Genomic DNA, 22,061 nt, shown 5'->3' with positions numbered 1-22,061 from the left:
CAGGCCGGAGCCCACGTGCAGCAGGATCATGGCGGCCACGCCCAGGGCGGTAAGGAAGATCCCCATGCTTCCGACTGTCCCGCCGGGCGGGCGGCGGACCCATCGGAGATGGTCCCGGTACGGCCCTGAACCGACCCCTAGGCGGGGTTAGGGGGAGCCCTGGGGTGCGTCGGCGGGGGCGGTTTCCGGGGTGGAGGCGCGGAACCAGCGGCAGCCGTAGGGTTCCAGGTCGAAGCCGGCGCGGCCGTCGTCGGAGATCTGGACGGTGCCGTCCAGGAGCAGGTCGGTGAGGACCTTGCCGGAGTCCAGGCCGTCCAGGGTGAGGTCCACCTTGGCGGGGGTGTCGGCGAAGTTGTGGACGGCGAGCACGGTCTCGCCGTCCAGGTCGGCGCGGTGGGCGAGGACGGCGGGGTCGGGGGTGTCCAGGACCTGGTACGTGCCGTGGGCGAGTTCGGGGCATTCGCGGTACTGCTCGATCAGGCGGGCCATCCAGCTGAGCAGGGAGCCCGGGTCGCGGCGTTGGGCGGTGACGTTGACGTTCTCGGGGCCATACCTTCCCGAGGTGAGGGGGATGGCCGGGGTGGCGGTGGAGAAGCCGCCGTGCAGGTTGGGGGTCCACTGCATCGGGGTGCGGACCGCCTGGCGGCCTTCCAGGTCGAGGTTCTCGCCCATGCCGATCTCCTCGCCGTAGAAGAGCACGGGGGTGCCGGGGAGGGAGAAGAGCAGGCTGTAGACCAGGCGGAGGCGGCGTGGGTCGCCGTCCAGCATGGGTGGGAGGCGGCGGCGGATGCCCCGGTTGTACAGGCGCATGCCGGGGTCGGGGGCGAACGCCTCGAAGACCTCCTCGCGTTCCGCCTCGGTGAGCTTGTCCAAAGTCAGCTCGTCGTGGTTGCGGATGAAGGTTGCCCATTGGGCGTCTTTGGGGGGCTTGGGGCGGGAGCGTAGGGCCGATGCCAGGGGCTGGGCGTCGGCTCTGGCCAGGGACAGGTACATGCGCTGCATGCCGATGAAGTCGAAGCACATGGTCAGCTCGTTGCCGAGCGGTGTGCTGCCGAAATAGGTGAGCAGGTCGTCGTACGGAAGGTTGACCTCGCCCAGCAGCATCGCCGTGCCGTCCCTGCGGTTCATAAAAGCCCGAAGTTCGCCGAAGAACTCGTGCGGATCGGGAAGTTTCTCGTCACCTTGGACTCGTTCTACTACAAAAGGCACCGCGTCTACCCGGAAGCCGGATAACCCGAGTTCCATCCAGAAACCGAGAATCTTCGCGATCTCATCGCGCACCTCGGGGTTGGCGGTGTTCAGATCCGGCTGGAACCGGTAGAACCGGTGAAAATAATACTGACCGGTCTGCTCATCCAACTCCCAGAGACTGTTCTCCTGGTCAGGAAAAACCATCCCCTCCGGATCATCCGGCTCCGGCCGGTCAGACCAGATGTACCAGTCCCGGCGCCGGGCATCCCGGCTGGACCTCGACTCCCGGAACCACGGATGCTGGTCGGACGTATGGTTGACCACCAGATCCGCGATCACCCTGATCCCCCGGTCCCGCGCGGTCCGCACGAACTCCACGAAGTCCCCCAGCGTACCCAGCCGAGGATCAACGCCATAAAAATCGACGATGTCATACCCATCATCACGATCAGGCGTGGGAAAAAACGGCATCAACCAAACACAGGTAACCCCAAGCCGATCCAAATGATCGATCCTCTGAATAGCCCCCCGAAAGTCCCCTACCCCGTCCCCATCCCCATCCACATAAGTCTCAATATCGAGACAATAAACAACCGCGTTCTTCCACCACAACTCAGACGCCTGACTCAACCGCATGACTCGCGCCCCTACCCCAGAACCCGCCTCCCTATCACTCAGAACGCTTTTGAGACGTCAAGGACGAGGCGTGGCGCCGAGGAACCGATCGACCTTCTGCTGCAGGTCGAGTGGCAGGTCGGCCAGTTCCAGCAAGATCACGCGGAGTTCCTGCTTGAGTTCTAAAGATTCGCTCCAGGCCGCCGGGGCTCTGGTGACGACCGCGGACAGCAGATCACCTTCGTACATGTCGCCTTCTGCCATCGGGTTGTCCCGCAGTACCTCCAGCGCCAGCGGCAGGAGATGGGGCAGCCCCACGTCCTGCCCGATCAGTAGGCGCAGGTCCTCGACGGTCAGCGCGCCGATCGGTCGGCGTCGCAGGGCGTACACGGCCGCGACAAGCCGGGTGGCGTCAGCCGGCGGAACCGGCCAGCGGTCACGATCGAGCTCCTCAAGGGAGCGACTGCGGTCCATAGGGTGAGATGGAGTTCGACGGCGATCAGGGCGGGAAACGTAAAGCGGCCCGCGTCACCTTGGTAGGTGAGGCGGGCCGGTGTTACGTCAGACTAGGTCTGGGTCGACTAGAGCGGCGTCACGTTCTCCGCCTGAGGGCCCTTCTGGCCCTGGACGGTCTGGAAGCTGACGCGCTGGTTCTCGTCGAGACTGCGGTAACCACTGGAAGTGATCGCAGAGTAGTGCACGAACACGTCAGGGGTACCGTCGTCCGGAGCGATGAAACCGAAGCCCTTTTCGGCGTTGAACCACTTGACGGTGCCTTCAGACAACTGCTTCTCCTTTTATGGAGCCTCACCATGCCACCAGGTCGGGGACATGGGGCTGCTTAGCGGACCTTACCCTGCATCCGCGTCATACGCTGGAGAAGCAAGCACGCCCGCTGTTCGGAAGATCCACGAGAAAACTCGATCCACGCGGAACCCCCGAGGCGCTTTTTACAAACACCACTGCAACACCAGCAGCCTACCCGCCCCGGCCCCGATGTCCAAACAGGGGTCCGCACCTGCGGCTCAGCTGAGCATCGGCGCCGCCATGTACCAGCGTGCCTGGCCGTCCCCCCTTGTCAAGGAGTCAAGACGCCGGGGCAGTTCCTGCCGCGAGAAGGGGTCCCCGGGAGCGTTCCTGATGTGGATCCCCACCGCGTACATGTCCCTGATCTCCATCAGGGTCCCGAAGTCCGGCCAGTGCCGCAGGTCCGAGCCGTAGGCGTGGGCGAAGGCGTCCACCTCGGCGGACGTCAGCCCGAACCGGCGCTGGCCGTGGTAGGTGTGCACCAGGTCCCATTCGCGCGGCCCCACCGCCACCCCGTCCCAGTCGCAGAGCACGGCGTGCCCGTCCCGGCAGCGGAGCAGGTTGTCGATCCAGGCGTCGCCGTGCAGCAGCACGGGCGGCCCGGAGTCCAGCCGCTGCCAGCGCTCGGTCAGGTCGGCGATCCGGTCCCCCAGCCAGGCCCGCTGGTACGGCGTGAGCACCTCCGACCGGTGCTCCACCGCATGCCGTACCTCGGCCAGGGGGTCGGTGAGGCGGCGCAGGCCGACCGGCGGAACCGGTTCGCGGTGCAGGTTGCGGAGCACCCGGCCCAGCTGCATCGTGGTCGGCCGCCCGTTGGAGCGCACGTACCGCCAGAAGGTGACCGCCCGGCCGCCGTGCACGATCGGCTGGCCGGGGATCTCGTCCACCGGGCGTACCGTCGGGAAGCCCCGGTCGGCGAGCCAGCGGGCGACGGCCAGCACCACCGGCAGGCGGGTGAGCGCGTCGGGGGCGGTGGCGATCCGCACCACCATCTCGCCGCGGAGCTTGAAGACCGCGTTGCTGCGCAGCCGCATCAGCCGGGCGCCGTCGGCGTCGACGCCCATCCGGTCGCAGACGGCGCGCAGCACGATGAAGGCCTCTTCGGCCAGTGGCTTGCCCACGAACGTCCGTGCCGGGTTGTCCCGTGTCCTGTTCATTTTCATATGGCGAGCCGGAGCGAGGACTCCGACAGCACCTGGTTGAGGTGCCGCACCGACGGCAGGCGTGGATCGGCGTCGGCGAGTAAGGCCCGCGCTCTGGTCACCACGATGGAGGTGCGGTGCTCGGCGGGCACCTGGCTGAGCGCCTGGGCGGCCAGCCGGCACGCCTCCTCGTGGTCGCCGTGCCTGGCCAGGTGGGTGGCCTGGTCCAGCAGGATCAGGGCGGGGTCGATGGTCTGGAAGCCGTTGCCCATCTCCAGGCCCTGAACCTGGGACTCGTCGCCGAGTTCCAGCAGGGTCCCGGTGCGGTAGAAGCTCATGCGCTTCTCGGTGAAGACGAAGGCCAGGTCGTCCTGGCTCATGCCGCGCATCCGGGCGAAGATCTGCTCCGCCTCGGCCAGCGCGATCCTGGCCGCCTTGCGGTCGCCCATCCGGGCCAGCGCCCTGGCCTCGGCGGCGGCGGCCAGCGCTGCCGGAGAACTGGGAGCCGAACCGGCCAGCATGCGGGCCTCCCTGGCCAGCCGTACGGTCTCGGTGAGGTCCCCGTAGTAGTACGGGAGCATGGTCTGGTTGGCCCGGACGAGGGCGCGCAGCCGCAGGTCGCCGATGTCGTCGGAGGCGGTGCGGGCGGTGCCGTACCAGGCGTGGGCCTGGCGGGTGTCGCCGAGCTTCATCAGCGCGTCGGCGGTGAGCAGGGCGAGCATGGTGGCGGCGGTGAGCAGGCGGCGCTGCACGGCCGCGGGCTGCCGGGCGCCGGTGAGCTTGCGCACATCGGCGATCTCCAGCATCACCCGGCAGAGCATCGGCATCGGCGGGGTGGTCATGTACTCGCGGCGGTACCTGAGCACCTGCTCGTCGAGCCGGTCGAGCTGGTCCTCGGTCACGCTGCCGGTGGCAAGGGAGCGGTCCACATCGTGGCGGGTGCCCTCCACCTCGGCGAAGAAACGCCCGTTCGGGGTGCCGGCCAGCATCGCCTGGTGGAACAGGGCCCGCCGGTCGGTGTCGTCGTCGGCCAGGTCCTCCACGTGCACGCCGTCCCCGTCGCCGGAGTTGGCCACCACGACCACCTTCTGCGCGGTGCCGCCGGGGTCCTCGCAGTAGTCGGCGGCGAGGCCCAGCCGTACCGCGTTGGCCTTGTAGAGGCGGGCCAGCAGGTCGATGGTCTGCGGCCGCGGCCTGGCCCGGTTGTTCTCCCAGGCGTTCAGCAGGTCGATGCTGGCCCGGGGCAGGCCGAGCGCCTGCTGTTCACAGAGGAACTCCAGTTCCTCGATCGCCTGGCGGGCCGACCAGCCCCGTCCCAGGCGGTGTGCCTTGAGGAGGCTGACACCGCAACAGCCGTGGATGGCCTGGACGGTCTGCCACAGCGTCCACTGCCGCGCCTCCGCCTGCTCGCGCCAGCGTCGTGCGCATGCTGGGGAGTGTTCTCCTCGGGCCATAGATCTCTGCCCTTCCGCCGCTGGAGTCTGGCTGGTACCCCAGTCTGCCCGGGAACCATCCTGTTCGCCTATTACGGATATTTCCCACAGGTTAACCGGCACGCACCCAACCACCACCGTCGTTATGCGTTCGTGCCCCGAGACCCGTGGGTCTTCCACGGAATACCGCAGAGTTCCCTGGATATTGCACGTATACGTCGAATAGACCGGATTGCCGGTACGTCATCCCGGGTTCACCCTTTCCAGGTGATAGGTCCCAACGTCCCCGGGAGACCACCATGGCGATGAAGGCAGATCGCAGTGAGGCGATGGACCACTTGGAGCGTCTGGCGGCTCAGCTGGAGGCCCACTCCTTCCAGGTGCGCCTGACGGCGCCCGCCGGGCTGTATCCGCGACTGCGGGTGGTCAACCCGATGGCCCCCACGGTCGCCGAGGACGTGCTCGCGTCCAATGCCAACGACGGCGAGTGGTGGTACTGGCTGTCCTGGGCCGGCCGCATCGGCCACGCCTCCGACGTGGTGACCGCGGCCGAGCGCATCGCGAGCGTGCTCCACGTGATCCGGCGCTAGCCGCCGCCCTTGAGCCGGTACGGCTCGCGCCCCAGCGACGGACTTGTCCCCGGCAGGGCTGGCCCGGGACCAAGGCAGTCGACCCCACCCACACCCACACCGGGGGCGCGAGCTGTACTTTGGGTCTTTCCGGCGGTACCCGATGAAGGGCAGGATGTCTAGCACGGGTTGGCGGGGTCACCGAGTGGTTCCGGCCTATTAATTGCCGTTTGACGTGTCTCACAATCCGGCATTCGTGATGTGCGGCCGTCGGCTGGTCGAATCCTATCGACAGCGAGCGGATTAGTCGCTTACCCTCGGCTAGGTGGGTCTCCGCCTTTACGATACTTTCAGTCGCTCGCTGCGCGATTTTTCTCCCCGAATTCCGGGAATAGTCTCGATTTATCTTTGCGGTCCCACCGTGGTCGTCCCACCCCATGTCGGGCAGATCCGCTCCCAGGTGAATTTCGATATCCTGCACCGCTGGCTGAGACACCTGAATTATCAGGTCATATTCTGCCGAAACGTCACCGACATCGAGGACAAGATAATCGGCCGCTCGCTCAGCGAGGGCGTGCACTGGTGGCGCATCACCGACCCGGTCTACCGCTCGTTCCGGCGGACGTACGAGGACCTCGGGTGCCTTCCGCCCAGCGTGGAGCCCCGGGCCACCGGGCACATCCCCGAGATGATCGAGCTCATCGAGCAACTGCTGCAGTCCGGCAACGCGTACCAGACCGACGGCGACGTGTATTTCTCGGTGCGTTCCTTTCCCTCGTACGGGGCGCTCTCCAGGCAACGTCCGGACCAGATGCGGGGCACCGAGGAACATGGTCACGGAAAACGCGATCCCCGCGACTTCGCATTATGGAAAAGGGCCCGGCCGGGCGAGCCCATCTGGCACGCGCCGTGGGGCGAAGGGCGGCCAGGCTGGCATCTGGAATGTTCCGCGATGGCCCGGAAGTATCTCGGCCACGAATTCGACATCCACGGCGGCGGGGCCAATCTGATATTTCCGCACCACGAAAACGAGATCGCCCAGTCACGGGCCGCGGGGGACGAATTCGCGCGTTTCTGGATTCACAACGGGCCGGTCACCCACCGGGGCGAGAAGATTCGCAAGGTGGTGAAGAACCCGCTGGCCGTGCACACCCTGCTCCGGCGCATTCGGCCGGTCGAACTCCGGTACTACCTGGCGGCCGCGCACTACCGTTCCCCGATGGAGTTCTCGGTGGCCGCCGTGGAGGAGAGCGCGACCGCCTTCCGGCGTATCGAGCGGTTCGTGCAGCGGGTCGCCGAACGGCCGGGCCAGACCGTTCCGCCGCAGTTCAGCGAGGCGATGGAGAACGATCTCAACGTGCCGCAGGCGCTGTCCCACATTCACACGGCGGTCGGCGAGGGAAACGCCGCGCTCGATTCCGGCGATCCGAAACTGGCCGCCGAGAAATGCCGGGACGTACGCGCGATGCTGGAAATCCTGGGTCTTGATCCGCTGGCTCCCAACTGGGCCAGAGAAACCCACCTGGAGGAAGTGGCGGGGGCCGTGCTGCACGTGGTCAGAAATCTCGCCGACGAGAGCGCGGCGCAGGGTCAGGTTGATCTCGCGCACGCGATGCACCGGCAGATCGACAGCGCGCTGACGGTCCGCCGGATGAATCATCCGCTAACGGTCAGATAACCAGGCGCTAAGCTCCGATGCGTGGCACCGAAAAAGATCGTCATCGACTGTGATCCCGGCATTGACGACGCGCTGGCGATCACGCTCGCGCACGGCAGCCCCGCCCTGGACATCCTGGGCATCACCACCGTGGGCGGGAACGTCTCGCTGGCCCACACCACCGCCAACGCGCTGCGGCTACGGGAGTTCCTGGGCTTTCCCGGCGTTCCGGTGACCGCCGGGGCGGCCGGGGCGATGGTGCGCAGCGCGATCGAGGCGGCCCACGTGCACGGGGAGACCGGGCTGGGCGAGGCGGTGCTGCCGGAGCCCACGCTGCCCCTCGCGGACGGCCACGCCTGCGACTTCATCATCGACACCCTGCGGGCTCAGCCTGGCGAGGTGTCCCTGGTGGCGATCGGGCCGCTGACCAACATCGCGCTGGCGGTCCTGAAGGAACCCCGGATCGTGGACTGGGTGGCGGAGTTCACCATCCTGGGCGGCACGTTCACCCGGGGCAACCGCACCCCGGCCGCCGAGTTCAACATCGCCGCCGACCCGGAGGCCGCGGCCGTCGTCTTCGGCGCCGGGTGGACGGTCACCCAGATCGGCCTGGACGTGAGCACCACCGCCCAGGCGACCGGACCGATAGTGGAACGCATGCGCGCCCTGGGGCGGTTGGGCAGCGAGTTGCTGATCCCCTGCGCCACCTTCTATGGCATGGTGACCGCCAGCGAGGGGCCTGCCATCCACGACGCCTGTGCGCTGGCCTACCTGGCGGATCCGTCGCTGATCGAGTTCCGGCCCGCCTGGGTGGACGTCGAGACGGCCGGGCGGTTCACGTCGGGCATGACGGTGGTCGACTTCGAGCTCCAGGGGCGTACGCCCAACGCCAAGGTCGGGACAGCCATCGACGTCGAGCGCTTCTGGGACCTGGCGATGGACGCCTACGGGCGGGTGGCCGCGTCGCTCTGAGGGTCGCTGTCGGTGAAGGTGGCGAAATACTGGGTGATGATCAGGTGGGGGAAGCGGTAGTCACGGCCCACCCGCTGGAGCAGGCCCTGGTCGGCGGCGTACTCCAGGAAGGCGGTCAGGCGCCAGGGCAGCTGGCGGAAGGACGCCATCAGCCACCGGTTGAGCCACCAGGTCGTCACCACGAGCACGGCCGTGAAGCCGAGCAGGAAACCATGGAAGGTCCCCGCGAGGGCCAGGACCACGGCTCTGACGTCGAACACGGCCGGGAGCCGGTCGAGTGCGGTCACCAGCAGACAGCCGGTCAGGGTGAGCCCGGCGCTGACCGCCACCCAGAGCCAGACCAGCCGGGGAGCCTGCGGGTCCAGGTCGAGCTCCGACTCGGCCGTCTGCTCCAACAGCACCATGAGCAACCCCACCAGCACCATGGTCACTACCACCGCGATGAGCGCGCTCCCTGTCACGACCGTGACGTCCCGGGTGGAGTAGGGGCCGAAGAACCAGACAAGTCCGGTGACGAAGATCGCCATTCCGGCGACGAGAGCCAGGACGACCGCGTCCCCGCTGTAGATCCGGGCGATGAGTGCAGCCATCAGCACCCAGGGCAGCGCGAGGACCAGGTAGGGGGCCAGTCCCGGCAGACCTTCGGCCAGGGGCGCTCTGACCAGGAGCACGGCCAGACAGCAGATCGACCCCATGGCGATTCCCCACGCCAGGACCACGATCCGGTCCCGGCGGCACAGCCCGGCGGACCCCACGTCACGGCCGGCGATGTACAGGAAGGCCACCAGCGGGATCATCGGCCAGAGGACCAGGTTCGCCACCGCGTACGCGTCGACGTGCCTGCCGGCGGACAGCGTGGCACCTGCCACCATCAGCAGGGCGCCGATCGGCACGGCCCAGGTCAGCAGGGCTCGGGACCTGGCGCGCGACAGCTCGCCGGTCCAGGTCACGATGGGGATGGCACGGCGGCCGGGTAACACGGTGTCGCGCCCGCGAAGAATCGTCCGAGCCAGCAGGCCCAGCCAGGCCAGGACCGCCCGGCGGGGGTAGGTCCGGCCGAGGCCGCGTTTCCGTGTCAGCAGCTGGTCCACGAAGGTGTCCAGCAGGCGGCGGCGTTCCACCGTCTCGTCCTGGTCAGACCCGCGGCGTTGGCCGGTGTCGCGGAAGGCCACGCCGGCCACGTGCAGCCAGAAGGGGGCGGTGATCAGTTCGAGCAGTTCCGGATCCTCGGTGACGGCCGTCCGCAGGCCGGTCAGTCCGTGGCCCGCCTGGGCGAGGTAGTCGAGCACCCCGTCCCGGGTGAGTGGGCGGATCTCCACCGCGCCGCGGAGCTGGAGGCGGAGGTCGCCCGGCAGGTCTTCGTACTCGGCGAAGCGGCTGCCGACCACCAGCCGGAGGCGGGGGTGCTTCCGCTGGAGCTCGTTGATCAGGCGGGCGCACTGGCGGCGCAGGTCGGGGTTGACCTCGTCGAAGCCGTCCAGGAGGAGCACCAGCTTGTCCTCGGCCAGCCAGGTGGCGCCTACCGCTGTGCCGATGCCGTAGGTGCGGTCGATCTGGGCGAGCAGCCAGTCGTGGATGGCCTCGGGGGCGGCACGGGGGCCGAGCCGCAGGAACCCCTGACGTTTGCCCGACTGGGACCAGGTGGCCAGCTCGATCAGGACCGGGATGGGCTGGGCCGGGTCCGCCGCCTTGGTCAGCAGGGCCTCAGCCAGTTCCAGCAGCATGGTCGTTTTGCCTGCGCCGGGCGCGCCGAGGATCAGGACGGATTCGTCGAGTTCGTCGTAGATTTCGGCGACGGTGGCGTCCGGGGCGGGTTGCCAGGTGATGGCATCCTGGGTGACGTAGTACGACCTCGGCGGGTTGACCAGCCCAGACGCCGTGCTCAGTTCGAGCTGCACCCGGGCGAGATGCCCCAACGACTGATCCAACCTTTCCCGGACATATCCGGAAATGATGGCGATCGCCCGGGAACGGTCACTCTCGGTGATCCGCGCGCCAAGGAGCCGGGGCCGAATACGACGTCGATGCTCCCGGATCTCGTTGACAACGGCAGGCGCGACGAAAACGAGCACCGAACCACCGACCAGCTGCCACAGGTACGGCTCGACCGGCTTGAGCAAATCAGGCAGCTCCCCGCCGGTCCCCGCATTGACCGCGATCGGCACAAGAACCAGCGTGATCGCGGCCCCCGCCACAACCTGAACAATCCGCCACACCACTGCCCACATGCCCACCAGCCCGGCTCGCGACGTCAGCGACGATTATCGTTGACCTCCTCCCCTCCCTGAAGGGAGGGGATTCCCGGGTCACCCCTGGGGGTTCCTGTTTCATCGGGCCGTGCCTGCCCGGAAGACTCCGGGGCCGGTCTTACCAGCCCTCCGCAGGCGTTTTACCTGTCCGCCAGCCCGGCGGCCAGGATGTTCCTCGCGGCGTTCACGTCTCGATCGTGGGACGCTCCGCAGACCGGGCAGGTCCAGGCCCGCACACGCAGGGGCATCGACTCGCTGACATGTCCGCACCCTCGTGCCGAACACAGCTTGCTGGAGGGGAACCAGCGGTCCACGACCAGAAGTTCCCGCCCGTACCAGGCGGTCTTGTACTCCAGCATCGAGCGGAGTTCCCGCCAGCTCGCGTCGGAGACGGCTCGGGCAAGCGAGTGGTTCTTGACCAGGTTCCGCACGGTCAGGTCCTCGATCGCGAGCGTTTGGTTCTCGCGCACCAATCGAGTGGTGACCTTGTGCAGGAAGTCCCTTCTCCGGTCGGTGATCCGCGCGTGCGCGCGGGCGACCTTGACCCTGGCCTTGGCCCGGTTGACCGAGCCCTTGGCCTTGCGGGACAACTCCCGTTGCGCTTTGGCCAGGCGCTTGCGGTCGGCCCGCTCGTGACGCGGGTTGGTGATCTTCTCCCCGGTCGAGAGGGTCAGGAGGTGATCCAGGCCCGCATCGATCCCCGCCGACCGCTCGGCCGGAGACAACGGCGTGATCTTCTCTTCCACCAGGATCGAGACGAACCAACGTCCCGCCGCGTCCTTGCTCACCGTGACCGTGGACGGCTCCGCGCCCTCGGGCAGAGGTCGCGACCACACGATGTTCAGCGGCGCGTCCATCTTCGCCAGCTTCAACACGCCATTCCGGAAGGAGAAGGCATTGTTCTGGAACGTCGCCGACGCCCGCGACTTGTGCTTGGACTTGAACCGGGGATACCGCGCCCGTTTGGCGAAGAAGTTGTTGAACGCCACCTGCTGTGCTCGGAGCGTCTGCTGCAACGGGACGTTCGACACCTCGGACAGGAACTCCAGCTCGGGGTCCTGTTTCCACACCGTGAGCCACTTCGCGGTGTCCACGTACGAGGTCGAGACGCCGTCGTCCTTGTGGCGGCGGTTCCGCTCGGCGAGTGCTTTGTTCCAGACCAGCCGGACACACCCGAAGGTCCGACTCAGCAAGTCGGCCTGCTCGGGGGTCGGGTGGAAGCGGTACTTGTAGGCCCGCTTCACGATCTGGGACATGCTTAACACGATACGGAACGATCGTGTTATGTATGCGCTGTTCCGGCCTATCTCCGCCCTGAAGGACGGGGTCTGCGGCCTTCAATGACTCGATCAAACGATCACAACCCCACCAAAGTTTCCAGCCAACCCCACCCTCCCAACGACAACCGCCCCCAACCAAAGCCCAATGAGCCAGAACCCCGCAGCCGCGGGGCACGTGGTGGTCGACCGTCCTGGCGGGGCCTGGTCCGCGACCGAAGGGTGGGGGTTCCACGGGCAACCGACCACCCGGCGGAGCCGGGCCCGACCGAAGGTTATAACGGGCTGGGTGGGTGGGAGTTTCACGGCAACCATCCGGCCCGGCGGAGCCGGGCCCGGACCCGAGAGGGTCAGATGGGGTGGGTGGGACCTACCGGTAGCCGAGTTGGTGGGATGACCACGGCAATCAAGCCTGAGCGTCTGAGGAAGGGGCTGCTCGGCCGGGGCGAGGGTCAGTGGTGAGGGGTTGGCCACACGGAATTAACTCTGTCTGGAGTGAGGGGAAATGCGGCGACTCTACTGTGCGGGTCCAGGGAACGGCCTCGGATGAGGTGATGTCATGCCCCTGGCCGACCAGATGGGGCTCCTGTGGGAGTCCCCGCAGATTCCCACGTCTGCCGACACGCGGGCACGTACGGCGGATGCGGTGTGTGCTCCGGCGACGGGTGCCGACGCCGGAGCACAGCCACGGGATTCCGGGCGCAGTCGGGGTTCCGGAGCGGGATTCCGGGCGCAGTCGGGGTTCCGAGGCGGGGTTCCGGGGTCGGTCGGGGTTCCGGAGCCGGTCGGTCCCGGAACCCCGGTTTTCTTTTATCCGGGTTTTGTCGACAATCGACGGAGGACCGAAAATGAGGGTCATCGCCCATCCAGGGAGCGTGTCGTGAAATTTCCGGTTGTTGGGGCTGAGCCTTACGACTGGCCGTACGACGGGGAGATCGACCCCGCACGGACGGCCCTGATCTGCGTTGACTGGCAGGTGGATTTCTGCGGCCCGGGTGGTTACGTGGACACGATGGGCTATGACCTCGCCCTCACCAGGGCCGGCCTGGAACCCACCGCCCGAGTCCTGACCGCCATGCGCGACCGCGGCTTCACGATCATCCACACCCGCGAAGGCCACCGCCCGGACCTCGCCGACTGCCCGCCCAACAAACTCTGGCGCTCCAAGAAGATCGGCGCCGGCATCGGCGACCCGGGCCCCCAGGGCCGCATCCTGGTCCGCGGCGAACCCGGCTGGCAGATCGTCCCGGAAGTAGCACCCCTGGACGGCGAACTGATCATCGATAAGCCGGGCAAGGGCTCCTTCTACGCCACCGACCTGGACCTGCTGCTACGCACCCGCGGCATCACCCACCTGATCCTGACCGGCATCACCACCGACGTCTGCGTACACACCACGATGCGCGACGCCAACGACCGCGGCTACGAGTGCCTGCTGCTCACCGACTGCACCGGCGCCACCGACCACGGCAACCACCTGGCCGCCTTGAAGATGGTGACCATGCAGGGCGGCGTGTTCGGCGCCATAGCCCCCAGCGAAGCCCTGCTCAAGGCCCTGGGAGCCTATTGACGAGGAACCCTCCCCCAAGACCAGCCCACGGCCCTAAGGAGTCTCTTGCCTGACCAGCCGCACCCCAGCGCCCCCACCCCCAAGAAACCCGTCGGAACCCTTCAGATCGCCGCACTGGCCGCCGGTTACCGAGCCGGCCACTTCACCCCGTACGACGTGATCACCGAGGTCTACCGCCGGATCAAGGAACGCGGCGACGACGGGATCTGGATCAGCCTCCGCCCGGAAGCCGAAACGCTCGCCTCGATCGGCGAAGGGGATCCCAGCCTCCCCCTGTACGGCATCCCGTTCTCGGTGAAGGACAACATCGACGTGGCCGGCATGGCGACCACGGCCGCCTGCCCGGCCTTCGCCTACCAGCCGCCGGTGAGCGCCCCCTTGGTGGACCGGCTGCTGCGCGCGGGCGCGGTGCTGATCGGCAAGAACAACCTGGACCAGTTCGCCACCGGTCTTTCCGGCTCCCGCAGCCCGTACGGCGCGGTGGCCTCACCGCTGGTGCCGGGCCTGGTGGCAGGGGGTTCGTCGTCGGGGTCGGGAGCGGCGGTGAGCGCCGGCCTGGTCAGCTTCTCGATCGGCACGGACACGGCCGGGTCAGGAAGGGTGCCCGCGGTGCTGACCGGGACGGTGGGCCTGAAACCGTCCCGGGGCCTGGTGAGCACGCTGGGCGTGGTGCCCGCCTGTGCCTCACTCGACTGCCCGAGCGTGTTCGCGCTGAACGTGCCCGACGCTTCCCTGATCCTGTCGACAATCGCCGGTTTCCAGCCAGACGATCCGTGGTCCCGTGAGCTCCCCACCTCGGCCTACCGGGAACGCCTGCGGGTGGGCGTACCCGACCTTGAACTCGCGGACTTCCTGGGCGACGAACCGGCGAAAACCGGGTTCGCCAAGGCCGTGGCGCGACTGGCGGGGTTGGGCCACGAGTTGGTGCCGGTGGACCTGGAGCCCTTCCTGGCGGCCGGGCGGCTGCTCTACGAAGGGCCGTGGGTGGCCGAGCGCAGGGCGGCGCTCGGGGTCTTCACCGACGCCCATCCGGAGGCGCTGCACCCGGTGACCGCCCAGGTGCTGGCCACCGCCGACGGGGTGACCGGCGCGGCGACCTTCCAGGGCCTGCACGCGCTGCAACGGCTGCGGATGGAGACGCGGGCCGCCTGGCAGGCCATGGACGCGCTGCTGGTGCCGACCGTGCCCACCACGTTCACGCTGGCCGAGATGGCCGCGGACCCGATCGGCCGCAACAGCGCGCTCGGCCGGTACACCACCTTCGCCAACCTGCTCGACCTGGCCGGAGTGGCGGTCCCGGCCGGCCTGACGTCCGCGGGCAGACCGCACGGCGTGACCCTGCTGGCCCCCGCGGGTTCCGACGGTCTGCTCGCGGGCTTGGCCACCGCCTTCCACGAGTCGGTGGGGGGCGACGCGGGGGCCACGCCGTACCGGCTGGAGCGCGGGCTGCTGCTGGCCGTGGTGGGGGCGCACCGCACGGGGCAGCCGCTCCACCCGGAGCTGGCCGCGCGGGGCGCGGTCAGCGCGGGGGTGGCGCGGACCGCGCCGGTCTACCGCATGTACGACCTCGGGGACCGTCCCGGCCTGGTACGGGACCCCGGCGGCGACACGATCGAGGTGGAGCTGCACCGGGTCACCCCGGAGGCGCTCGGGCGGCTGCTGGTGACGATCGCGCCCCCGCTCGGCCTCGGCACGGTCGAACTGTCCGACGGCCGCCGGGTGCAGGGCTTCCTCTGCGAGCCGTACGCGATCCCGGCGGCCACCGAGATCACCGCGTACGGCAGCTGGCCGGAATATTTGAACAAAAAGTGACGAGCAAGCATCTAAACCCGCATGAAGCTTCTGCTGGTCCTGTCCCTGCTCGTCCCCCACCAGGCGGCCCCCGCCGACTGGCGGATCGTCAAGGGCCCCGCTCTCGACCGGGCCAGCGCCCTGCTCGACGTCGCCGCCACCGGCCGCAGCGACGCCTGGGCGGTCGGGTACGGCTGCAGCGCCGAGGACAGCGAGGGCTGCCCGGTGGTGGAACGCTGGAACGGCACCCGCTGGCGCAAGCTCGACGTGCGGCTGGGCACCGACCACGCGGACGGGGTCAGCGCCGACTCTGCCCGGAACGTCTGGGTGGTCGGCAACGGCACGACGGCCGGGGCCGCACACTGGAACGGCGTCAAGTGGACGACCTACCAGCCGTTCGGCGCCGCCGAGTACCACCGGGTCAACGACGTCGCGGTGTCCGGGCAACCGTGGTTCGCCGGCACCACGCCTGACGGTTCCGCCGTGGTGCTCGGCTGGACCAAGACGAGGGGCTTCTACCCGGCGTACTCCGCCGCGGGGAAACTGAACGCGATCACCGCCCGCCGCGCCACCGGCGACGTCTGGGCGGTCGGCTCCACCGGCACCCAGCCGCTGATCATCCACGGCAGCCGCTACGCCTGGCAGGCCGAGCAGCTGCCCTCCATCCCGAATGGCGTGCTCACCCGCGTCTGGCAGGTGGCCAAGAACGACGTCTGGGCGGTCGGCTACGCGGGCACCAGCCCCATCGCCCTGCGCTACAACGGGAAGACCTGGCGGCAGTTCCCCCTCCACATCGCCAAGGGCCGCCTGACCGGCCTGACCAGCGACGGCACCGGCCAGGTGTGGGCCAGTGGCGTGAACCTCAACCTCGGCGACCGCGCGATGTTCGTCAAACTCCCCTCGGGTTCGGTCTCCTACGGCCCCAAACTCCCCATCCCCGACCAGCGTGACTACGACCCCCAGACGGTGACCGAGGTCTCAATTGCTCGCATCCCCGGTACCGCCCAGGGCATCTGGGCGGTTGTCGCCGCAGGTGGCGGCGACAGGGAGGCGCACTTCATCTTGCGCCGACGGTGAGGATGTGCCGCAATACCCGTGAAGTCCCGACCAATACACGAAACAATCGTGGACTTCACGCGAAACATCGGTTTCCTACGCTCCGGACATGGCGGACATATTCGACTCATACGCCCTGGCCAATGCATGGGACGAGATGTTCGAGCGGCCGGGAGTGCCCCGCCCGCCCTACCAAGGGCTGTTCGCGGCCCTGCAACCCCTGGGAGCCGACGAGCTCCGCTACCGGGCCGACCAGCTGGCACGGGTGTTCACGGATCGTGGTGTGACCTTCGACTACGCGGGCGAGGAAAGGCCCTTCCCCCTGGACCTGATCCCCCGGGTGATCGACGCCGCCGAATGGGACCTGATCGCCCGGGCGGTACGGCAGCGGGTGCGCACCCTGGAGGCGTACCTGGCCGACGTGTACGGCGGACGCCAGGTCTTCCACGACGGGGTGGTGCCGTGGCGCCTGCTCCACTCCTCCCCCCACTTCCACCGCATGGCCGACGGGATCAGGCCGGCCAACGGCGTACGGGTGCACATCGCCGGCATCGACATCATCCGCGATGAGTCCGGCAACTTCTGCGTACTTGAGGACAACGTCCGCACCCCGTCCGGGGTGAGCTACGTGCTGGAGAACCGGCTGGCCATGATGCGCACGCTGCCCGCCCTGTTCGCGGGGCCCGGGCGGGACGGCGTGGGAGCCGAACAGCGGGTGCGGCCGGTGGACGAGTATCCGCCGCGCCTGCTGGCGGCACTGCGCAAGGCCGCCCCCAGCAACGTCACCGACCCGACCGTGGTGGTGCTCACCCCGGGGGTCTACAACGCCGCCTACTTCGAGCACGCGCTGCTGGCCCGGCTGATGGGCGTGGAGCTGGTCGAGGGCCGTGACCTGGTCTGCGAGAACAACCGGGTCTACATGATCACCACGCACGGCAAGCGCCCGGTGCACGTGATCTACCGCCGGGTGGACGACGACTTCCTCGACCCGCTGCACTTCCGCGCCGACTCCACGCTGGGCTGCCCGGGGCTGCTCAACGCGGCCAGGGCCAACACGGTGACCATCGCCAACGCGGTGGGCAACGGGGTGGCCGACGACAAGCTGCTCTACACCTACGTGCCTGACCTGATGAAGTACTACCTAGGCGAGCAGCCGCTGATCTCCAACGTGGAGTCCTACCGGCTGGAGGACGCCGACACCCTGGAGTGGGTCCTGGCCAACCTGGACACCCTGGTGCTCAAGCCGGTGGACGGCGCGGGCGGCAAGGGCATCGTGATCGGCCCGAAGGCGTCGGAGGAGACGCTGACCCGGCTGGCGGCGACGGTGCGCAGCGACCCCCGGCACTGGATCGCGCAGCGGCCGGTGGCGCTGTCCACCTCGCCCGCGCTCATCGGCGACCTGCCCCGCCCCCGCCACATCGACCTGCGGCCGTTCGCCGTCAACGACGGCGACGACGTCTGGCTGCTGCCCGGGGGCCTCACCCGGGTGGCCCTCCCGGAAGGGGAACTGGTGGTCAACTCCAGCCAGGGCGGCGGCTCCAAGGACACCTGGGTGCTCTCCGAACCAGGCCCTCGTACGGCCCCACCGGACCCGCACATCGCCGCGCCCGTGCACTGGGAGCCCACCAGAAGCGCCGCCTGGGACGAAGAGGGGGCCCAGCAGTGACCAGGGAACTGCTCAGCCGCATCGCCGAGACCCTCTACTGGATCGGCAGGTACGTCGAACGCTCCGACGACATCGCCCGCCTGCTGGACGTCTCCCTGCACCGCACCCTCGTCGGCGAGGAGGACTGGAGCACCGTCCTGGCCACCCTGGGCCACGGCGGAGCGGAGGCCCCGACCACCGAGACGATGGTCCAGCGGCTGGCCTACGACTCCGAGACCCCGGGCTCCATCGCCGGCTGCGTACGGGCCGCCAGGGAGAACGCGCGCGGCGTCCGCGAGATCGTCTCCAGCGAGGTCTGGGAGTGCCTCAACGTCACCTGGAACGAGCTGCCGCTCCGCCAGATCGGCGCGGAACGCCTGGGCCCGCACGGCTACCTGCGGTACGTGCGGGAGCGGGCCGCCCTGTTCTTCGGCCTGGCCGACGCCACCATGAGCCGGGACGACGGCTGGCGGTTCATCGTGCTCGGCCGGAGCCTGGAGCGGGTGGACATGATCTCCCGGCTGCTCTCGGTGCACTACGAGGCGGTGGCCAACCCGAGCTCCCCCAACTGGCGGCTGCTGCTGGAGGCGTGCGGGGCCGACGAGTCGTTCACCCGGACCCACCGGGGCGACGCCCGCCGGGTGCTGGAGTTCCTGCTGCTGGACCGGCTCTTCCCGCGCTCGGTGATGCACGCGCTGGCCACCGCGGAGCAGTGCCTGGCCGAGCTCACCCCCGACCACGACCGGGCCGGCATGTCGGACGCGGCCCGCGCCGCCATCGGCCGGGTCCGGATGAGCCTGGAGTACGCGGACGTGGCCGACCTGGACGAGCAGCTGCCCGAGCTGCTCGCGGCCCTCCAGGCGGTCTGCGTGATCGCCTCGGAGGCCATCACCGACCGGTTCTTCCAGCATGTGTCCACGGTTCGCTGGGAGCTTGGCGTGCAGGCGTGGGGGATGGCCCCGGGAATGGGAGGTGCGGAGTGGAAGCCGGCTGGCGTGTGAGGATCCGCCACCTGACCCAGGTGGAGTACGACGGGGAGGCGGAGTCCTCCTACAACGAGGTCCGGATGACCCCAGTGGACGACCACGGTCAGACCACCCTGGCCCAGCGGCTGACCATCCGGCCGGCCACCCCGGTCTGGACCTACCGCGACTACTGGGGCACCCAGGTCAGCGTCTTCGACCTGCCCAAGGCGCACCGTTCGCTGTCCATCGAGGCGGTGAGCCGGGTGGAGACGTACGGACCCCGGCCGCTGTCCAAGCCGCTGAGCTGGGGCGCGCTGCGGCAGATCGACGGGCCGATCGCGGAGATGCTCCGGCCCACCGAGCGCACCACCATGGCCCCGGACGTGGCGCAGGCCCAGGTGCACGGCCGGGATCCGCACGAGGCGGCCGAGGCCATCACCTGGGCGGTGCACGAGCGGGTGGCGTACGTACCAGGCTCGACCGGGGTGCTCACCAGCGCGCGGGAGGCCTGGGAACTGGGCAAGGGCGTCTGCCAGGACCTCGCCCACGTGGCCGTGGGCCTGCTCCGCGCGGCCGGGCTTCCCGCCAGGTACGTCTCCGGTTACCTGCACCCCAGCCGGGACGCGCCGATCGGCGAGCCGGTGGTCGGGCAGAGCCACGCCTGGGTGGAGTACTGGGCCGGGGAGTGGGTCGCCCTCGACCCGACCAACCGCTCAAAAGTGGGTGAATCACACGTCGTGGTAGCTCGGGGGAGAGATTACTCTGACGTCCCCCCTTTGAAAGGTATTTACCAGGGACCACCTGCGGGAAGACAAGTAGTCAAGGTAGAAGTGACCCGCCTGGCGTGATCTTGCCAAGAATGTGGGAAAGCTGAGACCAAACGATGAGAGGAGCGCATCCGTGAAAAGGGTCCAGATCATCCAGCGGCCCCGGCCGCCCCGCCGCCCCGTCCCCCTAGACCTGCGCACTCCCTCCGGCCGAATCCTCCCTTTCTAGGTTCGGCACGGCCCTGACAGCCTTTCCCATGCGTTCTTCCGACTACCCGACTCTCAGCCCTCTGGCCAGCGCATAACACCGGTCGAACCCCTCCAGCACCGCCGGCCACGAGCAGTGCACCGGTGTCGTTTCCCGGTTGTGTTCGGCGATGGCGGTGCGTAGTTCCTCGTCCTTGGCCAGGCGGGCGATCGATCCGGCCAGTTCCTCGAAGCTCCGTCCGAGCAGGCCCTCCTTGCCGGGGCGGACGAAGTCGGCCACGCCGCTCTGGGCCCGGGCCACCACCGGGACCCCCGCCGCCCTGGCCTCCAGCGCGGCCAGGCCGAAGGACTCGCGTGGCGCGGGGGCCACGAACACGTCGGCTTCGGCCAGCAGGTCGCGAATCTGCTCCCGGGTGTAGCGGCCTGGCATCGTGACCCAGTCCATGCGGTGGGCCCGCAGGTGGCGTTCCATCGAGGCCCGGGCGGGGCCGTCGCCCACGATGGTGGCGCGCATCGCAATGCCGGGTGGGGTTCTGGCCCTGGCCGCCGCCAGCAGCTTGAGCAGCCGGACGGGCTGTTTGCGTGGGGCCAGGCGGCCGACGGCGACGACGTGGACGGGATCACCGGGCGTGCGCCGTACGGGGCCGGAGGGGCGCCAGCCGGAGACGTCCAGGCCGTTGGAGACCACGTGCACCGGGACGCCCGGACCGGCGACGGCCCGGATCGGGCGGGCGGCGGCCTCGCTCACGGCGGTGGCCACCAGGCCCCAGCGACGCCAGTCGGCCAGCGCGCGCAGGCCCTGGTAGAGGCCACGGGTGACCGGGTCCCACATGCTGTGCACGGTGACCACGGCCGGCATCCCGGCCCGTTGCGCGGCGCGCACCCCCATCCAGGCGAACGGGGAGACCGCACCGGTGTGCACGTGCACCACGTCCGGCCGCGCGGAGGTCATCACCCGGATCAGATGCCCGGTGCCGAACGGGTGGACCGGCAGGTCGAACGGCATGGGGGCGATCAGACGGCGCACCCCCGGCAGCGGCTCCCCCGGCGTCGCGGTCGCCACCGCCACCTCGTGCCCGGCCTCCCGCTGGCTTCGGACCAGGTCAGCCACCTGTACCTCGATACCGCCGAGCCGGGGCAGGTAACAGTCGCTCACATGAAGGATCCGCACTCGAGCAAGCCTGACAGAGCCGACCACACCCATCAAACGGGACTGTGACATTGGCCGATCCTCCGGATCGGCGGGCTTGGCCGCCGGGAAGCCTGTGTCTTCCCTCCTCCGGATTGGCGGGCTCGGCCGCGCCCGGCCAATCCGAGCATGGGATCATGTAGGTGTGAAGACAGCGGTGTTCTTTCACGCCCACCCCGACGACGAGGCGCTGCTGACCGCCGGGACGATGGCCATGCTGGCGGCCGAGGGCCACCGGGTGGTGCTGGTGGTGGCGACGGCGGGCGAGCGCGGCCTGGCCGAGATCCCGCACGGGGACGAGCTGGGCGCGGCCAGGATGAACGAGCTCTACGCCTCCGCCGCGCGGCTCGGCTGCGCCAGGGTGGTCCGGCTCGGGTACGCCGACTCCGGCCTGGCCGCCGACGGCGGGGTGGCGCAGGACCGGCCGGAGAACGCCTTCATCGACGCCGACACCGAGGAGGCCGCGCAGCGGCTGGCCGCCATCCTGAAGGAGGAGACCGCCGAGCTGCTCACCAGCTACGACCCGGCGGGCGGCTACGGCCACCCCGACCACGTGATGGTGCACCGGGTGGGCGCCAGGGCGGCCGAGATCGCCGGAACCCCCATCCTGCTGGAGGCCACGGTCAACCGGGACCCACTGCTCAAGGCCATCAGGCTGGCCTCCCGGTTCTACCCCAAGCTGGACATCAGGGCCTTCGAGAGCGCCTACACGGCGGGCGCCGACATCACCCACCGCGTCAACGTGCGCCGCCACACCGCCGCCAAGCGGGCCGCCATGGCCGCGCACGCCACCCAGGCCACCGGCGGCGACGGCGACCGCACCCTGGGCGCGCTGCTCAAGATCCCGCCCCCGCTGTTCCGCTACGTCTTCGGCACGGAATGGTACGTGCGCCGCGACCTCCCGCCGGGCACCCGGCTGAAACACCCCTTCGCCCACCCCGGCTGACACCGGGCAGACT

Annotated in this window: 18 protein-coding genes; 10 read left to right on the top strand and 8 right to left on the bottom strand. The window is 69.0% G+C overall.

The features are described 5' to 3' along the window. Positions 1 to 147 precede the first annotated feature (147 nt). From KIP79_RS12915 to KIP79_RS12895, 5 genes are all read right to left on the bottom strand, one after another. Positions 148 to 1,827: an alpha-amylase family protein gene (locus KIP79_RS12915; protein ID WP_214105001.1), complete on the bottom strand. Its 1,680-nt coding sequence runs from the start codon at positions 1,825 to 1,827 to the stop codon at positions 148 to 150. Between the two features lie 57 nt (positions 1,828 to 1,884). Beyond that, a complete protein-coding gene (locus KIP79_RS12910) occupies positions 1,885 to 2,280 on the bottom strand; it encodes a contact-dependent growth inhibition system immunity protein (RefSeq protein ID WP_214105000.1) in 396 nt (131 codons plus the stop codon). Positions 2,281 to 2,387: 107 nt separating this feature from the next. Then, positions 2,388 to 2,591, bottom strand: a complete 204-nt coding sequence (locus KIP79_RS12905) for a cold-shock protein (protein WP_155336120.1) — start codon at positions 2,589 to 2,591, stop codon at positions 2,388 to 2,390. A 240-nt stretch (positions 2,592 to 2,831) separates the two neighbouring features. After that, on the bottom strand, positions 2,832 to 3,770 hold the full coding sequence (locus tag KIP79_RS12900) for a phosphotransferase enzyme family protein (protein WP_250213140.1): 939 nt from the start codon (positions 3,768 to 3,770) through the stop codon (positions 2,832 to 2,834). 2 nt (positions 3,771 to 3,772) lie between these two features. After that, positions 3,773 to 5,209, bottom strand: coding sequence for an NsdA family TPR-like regulatory protein (locus KIP79_RS12895; protein WP_214104999.1), 1,437 nt, complete (start codon positions 5,207 to 5,209; stop codon positions 3,773 to 3,775). 278 nt (positions 5,210 to 5,487) lie between these two features. On the opposite strand from KIP79_RS12895, the gene KIP79_RS12890 reads away from it, so the two are divergent. The 3 genes from KIP79_RS12890 to KIP79_RS12880 all read left to right on the top strand — a co-directional run bounded on the left by KIP79_RS12890 (position 5,488) and on the right by KIP79_RS12880 (position 8,386). After that, complete coding sequence (locus KIP79_RS12890) at positions 5,488 to 5,778, top strand: hypothetical protein (RefSeq protein ID WP_239162152.1); 291 nt, start codon at positions 5,488 to 5,490, stop codon at positions 5,776 to 5,778. 304 nt (positions 5,779 to 6,082) lie between these two features. Further along, on the top strand, positions 6,083 to 7,435 hold the full coding sequence (gene cysS, locus KIP79_RS12885) for a cysteine--tRNA ligase (RefSeq protein ID WP_214104998.1): 1,353 nt from the start codon (positions 6,083 to 6,085) through the stop codon (positions 7,433 to 7,435). Between the two features lie 21 nt (positions 7,436 to 7,456). Beyond that, positions 7,457 to 8,386, top strand: coding sequence for a nucleoside hydrolase (locus KIP79_RS12880; RefSeq protein ID WP_214104997.1), 930 nt, complete (start codon positions 7,457 to 7,459; stop codon positions 8,384 to 8,386). On the opposite strand, the gene KIP79_RS12875 is transcribed toward KIP79_RS12880, so the two are convergent. Continuing rightward, entirely contained in the window at positions 8,359 to 10,551 is a 2,193-nt protein-coding gene (locus tag KIP79_RS12875) for an NACHT domain-containing protein (protein ID WP_214104996.1), read from the bottom strand. The genes KIP79_RS12880 and KIP79_RS12875 overlap by 28 nt on opposite strands. Before the next feature lie 224 nt (positions 10,552 to 10,775). Beyond that, positions 10,776 to 11,891, bottom strand: a complete 1,116-nt coding sequence (locus KIP79_RS12870; RefSeq protein WP_214104995.1) for an RNA-guided endonuclease InsQ/TnpB family protein — start codon at positions 11,889 to 11,891, stop codon at positions 10,776 to 10,778. Between the two features lie 901 nt (positions 11,892 to 12,792). Between KIP79_RS12870 and biuH the strand changes: the two genes are divergently transcribed. From biuH to KIP79_RS12840, 6 genes are all read left to right on the top strand, one after another. Next, positions 12,793 to 13,482: a biuret amidohydrolase gene (gene biuH, locus KIP79_RS12865; RefSeq protein WP_214104994.1), complete on the top strand. Its 690-nt coding sequence runs from the start codon at positions 12,793 to 12,795 to the stop codon at positions 13,480 to 13,482. 45 nt (positions 13,483 to 13,527) lie between these two features. After that, positions 13,528 to 15,294 (top strand): allophanate hydrolase, encoded by a 1,767-nt coding sequence (gene atzF / locus KIP79_RS12860; protein ID WP_214104993.1) that lies wholly within the window; start codon positions 13,528 to 13,530, stop codon positions 15,292 to 15,294. A gap of 21 nt (positions 15,295 to 15,315) precedes the next feature. Continuing rightward, complete coding sequence (locus tag KIP79_RS12855; RefSeq protein WP_214104992.1) at positions 15,316 to 16,350, top strand: hypothetical protein; 1,035 nt, start codon at positions 15,316 to 15,318, stop codon at positions 16,348 to 16,350. An 88-nt stretch (positions 16,351 to 16,438) separates the two neighbouring features. Continuing rightward, complete coding sequence (locus KIP79_RS12850) at positions 16,439 to 17,995, top strand: circularly permuted type 2 ATP-grasp protein (protein WP_214104991.1); 1,557 nt, start codon at positions 16,439 to 16,441, stop codon at positions 17,993 to 17,995. Then, complete coding sequence (locus KIP79_RS12845) at positions 17,992 to 18,975, top strand: alpha-E domain-containing protein (RefSeq protein WP_214104990.1); 984 nt, start codon at positions 17,992 to 17,994, stop codon at positions 18,973 to 18,975. The genes KIP79_RS12850 and KIP79_RS12845 overlap by 4 nt, the downstream gene beginning before the upstream one ends. Beyond that, complete coding sequence (locus KIP79_RS12840) at positions 18,972 to 19,787, top strand: transglutaminase family protein (protein ID WP_308169695.1); 816 nt, start codon at positions 18,972 to 18,974, stop codon at positions 19,785 to 19,787. Before KIP79_RS12845 ends, KIP79_RS12840 begins: the two co-directional genes overlap by 4 nt. A gap of 190 nt (positions 19,788 to 19,977) precedes the next feature. On the opposite strand, the gene KIP79_RS12835 is transcribed toward KIP79_RS12840, so the two are convergent. Then, positions 19,978 to 21,084 (bottom strand): glycosyltransferase family 4 protein, encoded by a 1,107-nt coding sequence (locus KIP79_RS12835; protein ID WP_214104989.1) that lies wholly within the window; start codon positions 21,082 to 21,084, stop codon positions 19,978 to 19,980. A gap of 163 nt (positions 21,085 to 21,247) precedes the next feature. Between KIP79_RS12835 and KIP79_RS12830 the strand changes: the two genes are divergently transcribed. Next, a complete protein-coding gene (locus KIP79_RS12830; protein WP_308169694.1) occupies positions 21,248 to 22,048 on the top strand; it encodes a PIG-L deacetylase family protein in 801 nt (266 codons plus the stop codon). The last annotated feature ends 13 nt before the right edge of the window (positions 22,049 to 22,061 follow it).

Source organism: Acrocarpospora catenulata, from assembly GCF_018476525.1.
In the GTDB taxonomy this organism is placed as follows: Bacteria; Actinomycetota; Actinomycetes; order Streptosporangiales; family Streptosporangiaceae; genus Acrocarpospora; species Acrocarpospora catenulata.
The sequence above is the reverse complement of the archived record's forward strand: the minus strand, read 5'-3'. Positions and strand labels throughout refer to the sequence as shown.